Below are 12,840 nucleotides of genomic sequence, written 5' to 3' on the forward strand. Positions count from 1 at the left end.
CTCTCTGTCAGTCGTCTTCGTTGTCGCCGAAGTCGGGGCGGACGTCCCGGGCGGCCATGATCTCGTCGTTGGAGGTGCCGGCGGCGACCATCGGCCACACCATGGCGTCCTCGTGGACGATGAAGTCGATGACGACCGGGCGGTCGTTGACGGAGTTCGCCTCCTCGATGGCCTTGTCGAGGTCGGCGGGGGACTCGCAGCGGATCGCGTAGCAGCCCATGGCCTCCGACAGCTTGACGAAGTCGGGGACGCGGGTGCCCTTGGCCTCCGGGTTGACGTCGTCGGGGCCGGAGTGCAGGACCGTGTTGGAGTAGCGCTGGTTGTAGAACAGGGTCTGCCACTGGCGGACCATCCCGAGGGCGCCGTTGTTGATGACGGCGACCTTGATCGGGATGTTGTTCAGGGCGCAGGTGGTCAGCTCCTGATTGGTCATCTGGAAGCAGCCGTCGCCGTCGATCGCCCACACGGTGCGCTCGGGCCGGCCCGCCTTGGCGCCCATGGCGGCCGGCACCGCGTAGCCCATGGTCCCGGCGCCGCCGGAGTTGAGCCAGGTGGCGGGCTGCTCGTACTGGACGAAGTGCGCGGCCCACATCTGGTGCTGGCCGACGCCCGCGGCGAAGATCGTGCCCTCCGGGGCGAGCTGCCCGATGCGCTCGATGACCTGCTGCGGGGCGAGCGAGCCGTTGCCGGGCTGGTCGTAGCCGAGCGGGTAGGTGTCGCGCCAGCGGTTGAGGTCGTTCCACCAGGCGGTGTAGTCGCCGCGGTGGCCCTCGGAGTGCTCCTTCTGGACGGCCTGGATCAGATCGGCGATGACCTCGCGGGCGTCGCCGACGATCGGCACGTCGGCCTCGCGGTTCTTGCCGATCTCGGCCGGGTCGATGTCGGCGTGGACGATCTTGGCGTACGGGGCGAAGCTGTCCAGCTTGCCGGTGACGCGGTCGTCGAAGCGGGCGCCGAGGGCGACGATCAGGTCGGCCTTCTGCAGCGCGGTGACGGCGGTGACCGCACCGTGCATGCCCGGCATTCCCACGTGCAGCGGGTGGCTGTCGGGGAACGCGCCGAGCGCCATCAGGGTGGTGGTGACGGGCGCTCCGGTCAGTTCGGCCAGCATCTTCAGCTCGGCGGTGGCCTTCGCCTTGATGACGCCGCCGCCGACGTAGAGGACCGGCCGTTTGGCGGCGGTGATGAGCCTCGCGGCCTCGCGGATCTGCTTGGCGTGCGGCTTGGTGACGGGCCGGTAGCCGGGCAGGTCCATGACGGGCGGCCAGGAGAAGACGGTCTTCGCCTGGAGGGCGTCCTTGGCGATGTCCACGAGGACCGGGCCGGGGCGGCCGGTGGAGGCGATGTGGAACGCCTCGGCGATCACCCGCGGGATGTCCTCGGCCTTGGTGACCAGGAAGTTGTGCTTGGTGATCGGCATGGTGATGCCGACGATGTCCGCCTCCTGGAAGGCGTCCGTGCCGATCGAGGACGACGCCACCTGGCCGGTGATCGCGACCATCGGGACGGAGTCCATGTGGGCGTCGGCGATCGGGGTGACCAGGTTGGTGGCGCCGGGTCCGGAGGTCGCCATGCAGACGCCGACCTTGCCGGTGGCCTGGGCGTAACCGGTGGCCGCGTGGCCGGCGCCCTGCTCGTGCCGGACCAGGACGTGGCGCACCCTCGTGGAGTCCATCAGCGGGTCGTACGCGGGAAGGATCGCACCACCGGGAATGCCGAATACGGTGTCGGCGCCGACCTCCTCGAGAGAGCGGATGAGGGACTGCGCGCCCGTGACGTGCTCGGGCGCGGACTGATGTCCTCCGGATCGGGGCCGCGGCTGCGGATGGGCCCCGGTGGCCTGCTCGGTCATCGGCATTCTCTTCTCGATGCTGAGGGTTTTGGCGAGGATTCTTCGAGGGTCTGGCATGTCCGGCTTCCGCCGGGTTCGCACGGTGTGCGGGTGTTGTACGGAGGGTGCCCGTGCAACAAAAAACCCCTCGTGCCGTGAGGCAAGCGAGGGGAGCGCGCCGGTGTGGGTCGCTGGGGATTCCGGATCTCTCCTCCGGTGGGTCCCAGCTCAGCCGACGCGCTGTCCAAGTACGAGAATTCGGGTGCGCATGGCACTGACCCTCCCCCCGGCGCGCACCTACTGTCAAGTGGGTGGGACGGGCGTCTCATTATGTGGGCGCAGCGCCGTTCCGCTCCCCCGGACGGCGGGCACGCTCCCGCCGCCGATCACGGACGGGAACTCCCCGCCGCCGAGCACGGCCGGCACCCCGGCGGTGAACGCGGCCACGCCCTTGCCGGCGAAGACCGGCTCGGCCGGCCCCGGCGGCACCGGGTAGTGGCCGGCGGCCAGCGCCCGGCGCAGCCGGTACTCGTCCAGCGGGCCGGAGAAGGCCGTGCCCTGGGCGTGGGTGCAGCCCATCGCGCGCAGGGCGACGACCTGTTCGGGCAGGTCGACGCCCTCGGCCACGGACTGGAGCCCGAGGTCGCCGGCGATCCTGAGCAGCCCGCTGGTGATCTTGTGCAGCCGGGCGGACTCCACGGCGCCCTCGACCAGGCCCCGGTCCAGCTTGAGCACGTCGACGGGGAGTCTGCGCAGGGCCGTGATGGCGCCGTGGCCGCCGCCGAAGCCGTCCAGGGCGATGCGCACCCCGAGCCGGCCGAGGGCGGACAGCCGGCGCTCCAGCTCGTCCAGCGGGACCCTCGGGTCGGTGTCGGCCAGCTCGATCACCAGCGCCCCGGAGGGCAGCCCGTGCCGGGTCAGCAGGGTCTCCACGGCGCCCGGGGGCAGGGTGCGGTCCACCAGGCGGCGGGCGCCGAGCCGGACCACCACGGAGACGGTCAGCCCGGTCCTGGCCCGCTCGGCGGCCTGTTCCACGGCCTGCTCCAGCAGCCAGCGGGCCAGTTCGGCCGACTTGTCGCCGTCCTCGGCGGCCCGCAGGAACTCGGCCGGCGTGAACAGCACGCCCTGGGAGGAGCGCCAGCGCGCCTGGGCGGCGACGGCCGTGACCCGGCCGTCCGCCAGGCGCACCACCGGCTGGTGCAGCAGGGTGAACTCGCCGTCGTGCAGGGCGGAGCGCAGCCGGCCGGCCAGGCCCGCCCGGCGGACCACGTCCTGCTGCATCTGCGGCTTGTACAGCTCGACCCGGCCCTTCCCGGCGGCCTTGGCGCGGTACATCGCGAGGTCGGCGTTGCGCAGCAGCTCGCCCGCGCCGAGGCCCGGTTCGGCGAAGGCGACGCCGATGGAGGCGGCGACGCGGACGTCGTTGCCGTCGATGAGGTAGGGCTGCGAGAGGGTCGCTCTGAGCCGGTCGGCCAGCTCCAGGATGTGGCCCTCGCGGGCGGCGTGGTCGCGGCCGCCGTCGCCGACGATGAGGGCGGCGAACTCGTCGCCGCCGAGCCGGGCGGCGGTGTCGCCGTGCCGGACCGCCTCCTGGAGTCTGCGGGCGGCCTGGACGAGCAGTTCGTCCCCGGCCTGGTGGCCGATGGTGTCGTTGACGCCCTTGAAGCCGTCCAGGTCGATGAAGAGCACGGCGGTGCCCCGGTCGGTGCTGCGGCGGCCGGACAGGGCCTGCTGGACGCGCTTGGTGAACAGGGCGCGGTTGGGCAGGTCGGTGAGCGGGTCGTGCTCGGCGTTGTGCTGGAGCTGGGCCTGGAGGCGCACCCGCTCGGTGACGTCCCGGCTGTTGAAGATCAGCCCGCCGTGGTGGCGGTTGATGGTCGACTCGACGTTGAGCCAGCCTCCTCCGCTCTCGGTCTCGCCCGGGCGGGAGGCGCCCCCGCCGCCGAAGCGGAAGCGGCACTCGATGCGGGTGGTGGGCTCGTCGTGCGGGCTGGCGGCGAGAAAGCGGCGCACCTCGTGGACCACGCAGCCGAGGTCGTCGGGGTGGATCAGGCTGGCCAGTTCGGTGCCCACCAGATCCTCGGCGGGCCGGCCGTAGACCCCGGCGGCGGCCGGGGAGACGTAGCGCAGGACGCCGTTGGGCGCGGCGATCATGATGACGTCGCTGGAGCCCTGCACCAGGGAGCGGAAGTGGTTCTCCTTGTGGGCCAGTTCCTGGGCGAGGGTGATGTTCTCCAGGAGCGTGATGCCCTGCCGTACGAGCAGGGCGAGCACCACGGCTCCGGCGGTGATCAGCACCACGCGGTCGACGCTGTGGCCGTTGAGCACGTTGTAGAGGATCCCCAGCGTGCAGACGGCGGCGGCGAGGTACGGGGTGAGGGCGGCGAGGGAGCCGGCGAGGGGGCGGCCGGCCGGATAGTGGTGGTCGCCGGCCTGGTGGCGGCCGTCGCCGGCCGGGCGGTGCTCGTGGTCGCTGTCGCCGTCCGGCGCGGGTGGCCGGAACCGTCCGCCGGTACCGCCCGGGCGCTGCCCGGGCAGGTGTCCGGACGCGCCGCCGCCCGGGCGGCGTTCGGCGGGTGCGGGGCCGTCCGCCACGCGCTCGTGGGCGTCGCCGCCGTCGTCGCCGTCGCACGGGCGCGTCTCGTCGTGCGGGCGTTCGCCGCTCAGGGGGCGGGCGGCGCCGCGGTGGCCGCCCTCGTGCGTTCGGACGTCGTGCGGGTGGGCGGCGGGCGCCGCGGGGTCCGGCTCGGGCCCGGCGCTCTCGTGCTGTTCGGTGGCCGTGCGGGCGTACTGGGAGGCGGCCCACGGGGCGTAGGCGAGGATGAGCGAGCCGGCGAACCAGCCCGCGTCCAGGAGCTGCCCCGAGCGGTAGGTGTGGTGCAGCAGGGGCGAGGTGAACAGGGCGTCGCTCAGCACGGTCAGGGCGAGGCCGCCGATGGCCGTGTTGACCGCTCTGCGGTTGACGCGCGAGCGCCGCAGGTGCAGCGCGAGCACCATGCTGACCAGGGCGATGTCCAGCAGCGGGTAGGCCAGCGAGAGCGCGGTGTAGGCGACGCTCGGGCCGTCGAACTTGGCCGCCTGGGCGAGCGCGAGGCTCCAGGAGAGGGTGAGCAGCGAGCCGCCGATCAGCCAGGCGTCCAGCGCGAGGCACACCCAGCCGGCGCGGTTCACCGGCCGTTTGGCCAAGACCAGGAGGCCGATGATCGCGGGCGGGGCGAAGCAGAGGAAGAACAGGTCGGCGTAGCTGGGGCTGGGCACCTGCTCGTCGAGCACGACTTCGTACCACCCCCAGACCGCGTTGCCGAGGGCCGCCATCGTGGAGGAGAGGGCGAACAGCAGCCAGGCGAGCCGGAAGCGGACGCCGTGGCCGCGCGCGTACAGCACGCACGAGACCGCGGCGGTGCCGGCGGCGGCGCTCAGCCCGAAGTCGCCCATGAACAGCGCGACCTCGTGCGAGCCCCAGCCGGTGGCGGAGCCGATGGCGTAGGCCGCGCACACCAGCGCCAGCGCGAGCTGGGGGGCGACCCTGCGGGCGGCGTCGGCGGTGGCCGGCGACCGGGACGGCAGCAGGCCGGGCGACAGCCGGCCGCGCGGCGCTCCGCTGAGCGTGGTCGTCATGGACGGGGGCGGGCTCACCGGTCCCTCCCGGTCCGCGCCGACGGGTCCAGCGGAGCCCGCCGCGCCGGTCGCGCCGGTCGCGGATGCCGTCTGCGGCTCGCTGGGCCGCGCTGCCGGCTCCGGCCGCCGTACTGATTCCGGTCGCCCTGGGGAGGCCGGCCGCCCTGCGGGCGCCGGCCACGCTCGCGCGCCGCCGTGCGCCAGGGTTTGCGGTGGCGGCCCCGCCGCTTCGGATGGTTCGTCCATAGGCCGTGCATCGCCCGTCGCCCCCCTCACAGTCTGGAATCCGTCCCCGGCGCCGAAGTGCACGGCGCAGCCCCTGTCGGGACGATACACCAGTATCGTCACTCAGGGACATAGTCGCTCTACGCTCCGTGACGAGCAGCGCATATGCGTATACGCACCGCGTCCGGAGGATCGCGGACGGTACCCGAAGCGGAACTACGCGTTTACCGCGCCCGCGGTTCCCTCACCGGCCGCGCCCGTGGTGAGGACCACGTTGGCGAGCGGCTCCCGGTTCACGAAACGGGTCAGCTGACGGACCAGCAGGCGCTCGGCGCGCGGCCGGAACGCCGAGGTCGGACCGCCGACATGCGGGCTGATCAGCACGCCGGGCGCGTGCCACAGGGGGTGTCCGGCGGGCAGCGGTTCGGGGTCGGTGACGTCGAGGGCCGCGGTGATCCGGCCCTTCTCCAGCTCCGCCAGCAGCGCCCCGGTGTCCACGACGGGTCCGCGCGCCACGTTGACCAGCAGCGCTCCGTCCTTCATCCGCGCCAGGAACCCGGCATCGACCAGTCCGCGGGTGCTCGGCGTCAAGGGCGTGGACAGGATGACGACATCGGCGTGCGGAAGCAGCGAGGGCAGATCGGTGAGCGGGTGCACGAGACCGCGCGCCGTAGTGCGCCCGGAGCGCGCCACGCGCGCCACCCGCGCGAGCTCGAACGGCGCGAGCCGGTCCTCGATGGCGGCGCCGATCGCTCCGTAGCCGACGATGAGGACGCTCTTGTCGGCGAGCGCCGGGTGGAAGGAGCCGCCCTGCCACGCGCCCCGGTCCTGGGCGCGCACGAAGCCGGGGATGCCGCGCAGCGAGGCTAGGACGAGGGTCAGGGCGAGTTCGGCGGTGCTCGGCTCGTGCACGCCGCGCGCGTTGCACAGCCGCACCCCGGCGGGCAGGTGCTCAAGGCCCGGCTCGACGTTGTCGGTGCCGGCGGACAGCGTCTGCACGACCCGCACCGAGCGCATCAGCGGCATCGGGCGCACCACGAGGGCGGCGGGGCGCATGTACGGCACGACGTAGAAGGCGCAGTCGGCCGGGTCCCCGGGGAACTCCTGCTCCCCGTCGTCCCCGCCGTCCCAGAAGAGGTAGTCCGGCCCGTCCGGAAGCCCCTCGATCTCGTCCGGCGGGATGGGCAGCCACACGTCAGCAGTCATGGTCAGGAGGCTATGTCAGGGGCGTGCGCGGCCAGAGGTTAGGTTGGTCAACCGCAGGCGAGGGAGGGTTACGGCGAGGTGGAGCGCAGGACGATCGGCGCGGGGGCACTGGCGGTGGGGGCCGTGGGACTCGGGTGCATGCCGATGAGCTGGTCCTACAGCGCGTCGCGGCAGCGGGGCGAGACCTCGCTGCGGGCCGTGCACCGGGCGCTCGACCTCGGCTCCACGCTGCTGGACACGGCCGACATGTACGGCCCGTTCACCAACGAGCTGCTGGTGGGGCGGGCGCTCAAGGAGCGGCGGGCGGACGCCTTCGTCTCGACGAAGGTGGGCCTGCTGGTGGGCGACCAGCACATCGTGGCCAACGGCCGCCCCGGCTATGTGCGCCGCGCCTGCGACGCGTCGCTGCGGCGGCTGCAGACGGACGTGATCGACCTCTACCAGCTGCACCGGGCCGACCCGGAGGTGCCCGTCGAGGAGACCTGGGGGGCGATGGCGGAGCTGGTGCGGGCCGGGAAGGTGCGGGCGCTGGGGCTGTGCGCGGTGGGGGCGCACGGCCGGCGCCGCTCGGGGTCGCGGTTGTACGACGGGACGATCCGGCAGCTGGAGCGGGTGCAGCAGGTGTTCCCGGTGAGCGCGGTGCAGGCCGAGCTGTCGGTGTGGTCGCCGGAGGCGCTGGTGTCGCTGCTGCCGTGGTGCGCGGCGCGGGGCGTGGGCCTGCTGGCCGCGATGCCGCTCGGCAACGGCTTCCTGACCGGCACGCTCACGCCCGGTCAGGGCTTCGAGCCGGACGACGTACGGGCCCGGCATCCGCGGTTCACCGCCGAGATGATGGCCGCCAACCAGCCGATCGTCGCCGGGCTGCGGCGGGTGGCGGCGCGGCACGGCGAGCAGGTCACCGCGGCGCAGGTGGCCCTGGCCTGGGTGCTGGCGCAGGGCCGGCAGGTGATCCCGGTGCCGGGCGCCAAGCGGGAACGCTGGGTGACGGAGAACGCGGGGGCGGCGGAACTCCGCCTGACGGCTCGGGACCTGGCGGAGCTGGGACGGCTGCCGGCGGCACGGGGGTCGTGGGACTGAGGGGGCGGGGCCGTACGGCGGGCGGGCCGTACGGGGTGCGGGGGCCGTACCGCGTGCGGGGCCGTACGGCGTGCGGGCGGGGGCTGAGGCTCGTTCGGTTCCCGGAGCGGCCGCCGCTCGTGCGTGAGATGGCTTCGGTTGGCGGTGAAGGGGAACCTGGCGGGCGCGGGCGGTGTATGAGTGGGAGGACCCGCCGCGTCGAAGGGACCCGATCGTGCAACGTCGAGCCGTGCCCGGGCTGCTGGCCGCCGCCGTCCTCGTACTGGCGGCCGGATGCTCCTCCGGTCAGTCGCCGTCCGGCGAACACTCCGCGACGCCCGGCGCCACGGCGGCGCACTCCTCGGCCCCGGCCCGGCCCGGTGAGAGCGCGCCGCCGGCCAAGGGCACGGTGAAGGTGGTGCGCACGGTCGCCGACGGCCTGGACTCGCCGTGGGGCCTGGCCCCGCTCCCGGACGGGGGCCTGCTGGTCTCCTCCCGCGACCGGGGCACGATCACGCGGATCGACGAGAAGACCGGGCGCAAGACCGAGCTGGGGACGGTCTCCGGGGTGGCGCCGGAGGGCGAGGGCGGGCTCCTCGGCATCGCCCTCTCCCCCGGCTTCGCCTCCGACCACCTGATCTACGCCTACTTCACCTCCGCCTCGGACAACCGGATCGTCCGGATGCTCTACGACGCGAAGCGCCCGGCCGGTGACCAGCTGGGAGCGCCCGACACGATCTTCAAGGGCATCCCGAAGGGCGTCATCCACAACGGCGGCCGGATCGCCTTCGGCCCCGACGGCATGCTCTACGCGGGCACCGGCGAGAGCGGCGAACGCGGGCTGGCCCAGGACAGGAAGTCGCTCGGCGGCAAGATCCTGCGGCTGACGCCGGACGGCGCACCGGCCCCGGGCGACCCGTTCCCCGACTCGCCCGTGTACTCCTTGGGCCACCGCAATGTGCAGGGGCTCGCCTGGGACGCCAAGCAGCGGCTGTTCGCCGGCGAGTTCGGCCAGGACACCTGGGACGAGCTGAACGCGATCACGCCCGGCGGCAACTACGGCTGGCCGGACGCGGAAGGAAAGTCCGGCGACGGGAAGTTCCGCGACCCGATCGCCCAGTGGCACACCGATCAGGCCTCCCCCAGCGGCATCGCCTACGCCGAGGGCTCGATCTGGCTGGCCGGTCTGCGCGGCGAGCGGCTGTGGCGGGTCCCGCTGAAGGGCACGGCGGCCTCGGCGGCCCCGCAGGCGTTCCTGACCGGGACCTACGGACGGCTGCGCACGGTGGTCGCCGCGGGCGGCGACCGGCTGTGGCTCGTCACCAGCAACACCGACGGCCGGGGCACACCGAAGAAGGGCGACGACCGGATCCTGGAGCTGCGGGTGTCGTAGCCCCGGCGTTCCAGCGGGGCGGCCCAAAGCGGCGACCGGGCGCACTCACTCCCCGCCGGACTCGGCCTTTCCGTCGGAGGCGGCCTTCCGGTCGGACGCAGTGTCCCCGTCGGGCTCGGTCTCACCGTCGGACGCGGCGCCCCTGTCGGACGCGGTGTCCCCGTCGGGGTCGGCCGTCTCCGGGGCCGTCCTCGGCAGGCGTACGACGACTTTTCCGGACGCGAGGTCGACGGGTCCGCGCCCCGGGGCGCCGTCCCCGACGTCCTCCCGGGTCAGCTCCAGCCGGTTCTGCTCGTCCGTGGTGTGCTTGCGCCCTGGTGCGAACAGTTCCTCGAAGGCGTTGAACACGGTCCGCTCCCCTCCGGTCGTCTCCCCACCGTACGGCTCATCCGGCCGCCGGGGCGGGGAGCGTGTCGTGGGCGAACAGATCCAGCCGGTGCGCCACCGCCGCCGCCTCGCCGCGGCCCGAGACGTCGAGCTTGGCGAGGATGTTGGAGACGTGGACGCTGGCCGTCTTCGGGGAGATGAACAGCTCCTCGGCTATCTGGCGGTTGGTGCGGCCCAGCGCTACCAGGCGCAGCACGTCCTGTTCCCGGGGGGTGAGGCCGAGGGACTCGACCGGGTCGGCGGCGACGGCCCGCCGCTCCGGGACGGCGGCCAGGGAGAGCCGGGCTCCGCGGGCGAGCCGCGCCGTCTTGTCGGCGAGCGGGCGGGCGCCCAGGTGGTCGGCGACGGCGTGCGCCAGGCGCAGCAGTTCCGTGGCCCGGTCGCGTCCGTCGGCGTCCCCGCCGGCGAGCAGGGCCGCGGCCAGGCGGCAGCGGACGCGGGCGAGGTCGTAGGGGCGTTCGAAGGTCTCGAAGGCGGCGACGACGCCGGTCCAGTCCTCGGGCCGGTCGCGGCCTGCGGCGCGCGCGAGTTCGGCGCGCACCCAGCTCTCGTACGCCTGCCAGACGGGCACCACGGTGGGCAGGGTGCGGGCGGCGTCCCTGACCCTTTCGAGGGTGGCGGTGTGGCCGGGGTCGGCGCCGGCGCCGGGCAGGGCGGCGGCGCGGGCCTCCATGGTGGCGGCGGTGAGCAGGACGGGCCAGCCGTAGCGGTGGGTGCCGGGCGGGAAGCCGCGCTCCAGGACCCGTTCGAGTTCGGCGCGGGCGTCGGGCAGCCGGCCCTCGCCCGCGGCGACGGCGATGGTGAGCCGGGCCAGCGGAATGGCGTGCTGCGGGGCGTGGGCGTACTTGCCGTAGCTCTCCTGCGCCACGGCCAGTTGGCGGGCCGCCTCGGGCAGGTCGCCGCGGGCGAGGGCGAGTTCGGCGCGGTTCCTGGCGTGGAAGGCGCCCGGCTTGGCGCTGTGCCCGATGCGCTCGGAGCGGGCCACCGCCTCGGCGGCCTCGTCCCAGCGGCCCAGGCTGAACAGGGACTCGGCGAAGTTGCCCCACACCCAGGCCTCGTGGTCCAGCAGTCCGTGGCCGCGTGTGTAGGCGAGGCCCTTCTCCAGCAGCGGCAGGGCCTCGCGGGAGCGGCCGACGGCCTCCAGTTCGGAGGGCAGGTTGATGTAGGAGCGGCCGGCGACGGCGGAGATCCCGTCGGCCACGGTGCGCCGGTTGACCTCGTACATCTCGGCGAGGCCCGTCTCGACGTCCCCGGCGTCGACCATGAGGCCGCCGAGGGTGAGCCGGGCGTTCATCTCGATCTCGCGGGCGCCGACCATGCGCGCGTACTCCACGGCCCGCTCGGCCGCCGAGACGGCTTCGGGGCCGGGGATGTGGACCATGGACCAGTTCGCGACGTGGGCCAGCACCTCGGCGTGCACCTCCGAGGGCGGCAGTCCGCGCACCAGGTCCTGCGCGGTGGCCAGTTCCCGCCAGCCGTCGCCGTGGGACTTCAGCTGGACCAGCCGGGAGCGCTGGACCCAGAACCAGGCGGCGCGCAGCGGGTCGTCCTCCTCGTCCAGCAGGCGCAGCGCCCGCTTGGCGAGTTTCATGGCGCGCTCCCGCTCGCCGCACAGCCGGCCCGCGACGGTGGCCTCGGCCAGCAGGTCGAGGTAGCGCAGCGGGACGGGCGCACCGTCGCCGCCGCAGCACAGGTAGGCCTCGACGTAGTCGGCGGCGTGCAGCCGGCCGCCGACCTCCTCGGGGGCGGCGTCCCACAGCTCCATCGCCCGCTCCAGCAGGCGCAGTTGCTCGCTGTAGGCGTGCCGGGAGCGGGCGGCGACGGAGGCGTCCAGGACGGCGGGCAGGGCCTTGGCGGGGTCGTGGGCGTGGTACCAGTAGCTGGCCAGGCGGGTGACGCGCTGGTCGGCGGGGACGAGCGTCGGGTCGGCCTCCAGGGCCTCGGCGTAGCGGCGGTCGAGGCGGGAGCGCTCGCCGGGCAGCAGGTCGTCGCTGACGGCCTCGCGGACCAGGGAGTGCCGGAAGCGGTAGCCGTCGCCGCTGGGCGCGGGGATGAGGACGTTGGCGTTCACCGCGGCGCGCAACGCCTCGATCAGGTCGTCCTCCGCGAGCCGGGACACGGCGGCCAGCAGCCGGTACTCGACGGTGGAGCCGCCCTCGGCGGCGATCCGCACCACCCGCTGCGCGGTCTCGGGCAGCGCCTCCACGCGGACCAGGAGCAGATCGCGCAGGGAGTCGCTGAGGTCGGGGCAGTCCGGGCCGGTGCAGCAGGCGAGTTCCTCGACGAAGAAGGCGTTGCCGTCGGAGCGTTCGAAGATCTGGTCGATCTGGGCCGGGTCGGGTTCGGCGGCGAGGATGCCCGCGATCTGGCGGGCCACCTCCTGCCGGGTGAAGCGGGCCAGTTCGATGCGGTGGATGGTGCGCAGCCGGTCGAGTTCGGCGAGCAGGGGGCGCAGCGGGTGGCGGCGGTGGATGTCGTCGGAGCGGTAGCTGGCCAGGACGAGCAGGCGGCCGGTGCGCAGGGTGCGCAGCAGGTAGGCGAGGAGGTGGCGGGTGGAGGCGTCGGCCCAGTGCAGGTCCTCCAGGGCGAGGACGACGGTGTGGCCGGCGGCGATCCGCTCCAGCAGGCGGGCGGTCAGCTCGAAGAGGCGGGCCATGCCCTCCTCGTCGTGCCGGCCGGCGCCGCGCGCGGCGGCCTGGTCGCCGCCGAGTTCGGGCAGCAGGCGGGCGAGTTCCTCCTCCTGGCCGGCGGCAGCGGCGGCGAACTCGCCGGGCAGGGCGCGGCGCAGGGCGCGCAGGGCGGTGGAGAACGGCGCGAAGGGGAGCCCGTCGGCGCCGATCTCCACGCAGCCGCCGAGCGCGACGACGGCCCCGCGGCGGGTGGCGGCGGCCGCGAACTCCTCGATGAGGCGAGTCTTTCCGACCCCGGCCTCGCCGCCGAGCAGCAACGCCTGCGGCTCCCCCGCGGCCGCGCGGGCGAGCGCGTCGTTCAGCGTGCCGAGTTCGCTCTGGCGGCCTACGAACACCGGACTGACGGACCTGTTCTCCACAGCCCCGAGCATCGCATGCGCCACCGACAGCGCGGGAGCGGTTTTCGTCGCGGCGGAGGGGCGGGCAAGCGCGGG

General features: G+C 74.1%; 7 protein-coding genes. 2 read left to right on the top strand and 5 right to left on the bottom strand.

The window, feature by feature from the left end:
* Positions 1 to 7 precede the first annotated feature (7 nt).
* From K7787_RS25735 to K7787_RS25745, 3 genes are all read right to left on the bottom strand, one after another.
* Positions 8 to 1,852, bottom strand: a complete 1,845-nt coding sequence (locus K7787_RS25735) for an acetolactate synthase large subunit (RefSeq protein ID WP_197073802.1) — start codon at positions 1,850 to 1,852, stop codon at positions 8 to 10.
* Positions 1,853 to 2,134: 282 nt separating this feature from the next.
* Complete coding sequence (locus K7787_RS25740) at positions 2,135 to 5,467, bottom strand: putative bifunctional diguanylate cyclase/phosphodiesterase (protein WP_308036471.1); 3,333 nt, start codon at positions 5,465 to 5,467, stop codon at positions 2,135 to 2,137.
* 423 nt (positions 5,468 to 5,890) lie between these two features.
* Positions 5,891 to 6,880 carry a 2-hydroxyacid dehydrogenase gene (locus tag K7787_RS25745; RefSeq protein ID WP_223003108.1) on the bottom strand — a complete coding sequence of 330 codons (990 nt, stop codon included), beginning with the start codon at positions 6,878 to 6,880 and terminating at the stop codon, positions 5,891 to 5,893.
* A 78-nt stretch (positions 6,881 to 6,958) separates the two neighbouring features.
* Between K7787_RS25745 and K7787_RS25750 the strand changes: the two genes are divergently transcribed.
* Together K7787_RS25750 and K7787_RS25755 are read left to right on the top strand one after the other, a co-directional pair.
* Positions 6,959 to 7,957 (top strand): aldo/keto reductase, encoded by a 999-nt coding sequence (locus K7787_RS25750; RefSeq protein WP_019983059.1) that lies wholly within the window; start codon positions 6,959 to 6,961, stop codon positions 7,955 to 7,957.
* 214 nt (positions 7,958 to 8,171) lie between these two features.
* On the top strand, positions 8,172 to 9,329 hold the full coding sequence (locus K7787_RS25755; RefSeq protein WP_308036472.1) for a PQQ-dependent sugar dehydrogenase: 1,158 nt from the start codon (positions 8,172 to 8,174) through the stop codon (positions 9,327 to 9,329).
* A 45-nt stretch (positions 9,330 to 9,374) separates the two neighbouring features.
* On the opposite strand, the gene K7787_RS25760 is transcribed toward K7787_RS25755, so the two are convergent.
* Positions 9,375 to 9,677, bottom strand: a complete 303-nt coding sequence (locus tag K7787_RS25760) for a DUF6191 domain-containing protein (protein ID WP_223003109.1) — start codon at positions 9,675 to 9,677, stop codon at positions 9,375 to 9,377.
* Positions 9,678 to 9,714: 37 nt separating this feature from the next.
* A complete protein-coding gene (locus K7787_RS25765) occupies positions 9,715 to 12,777 on the bottom strand; it encodes a helix-turn-helix transcriptional regulator (protein ID WP_169435584.1) in 3,063 nt (1,020 codons plus the stop codon).
* Between the last annotated feature and the right edge of the window lie 63 nt (positions 12,778 to 12,840).

Source organism: Streptomyces sennicomposti, assembly GCF_019890635.1.
In the GTDB taxonomy this organism is placed as follows: domain Bacteria; phylum Actinomycetota; class Actinomycetes; order Streptomycetales; family Streptomycetaceae; genus Streptomyces; species Streptomyces sennicomposti.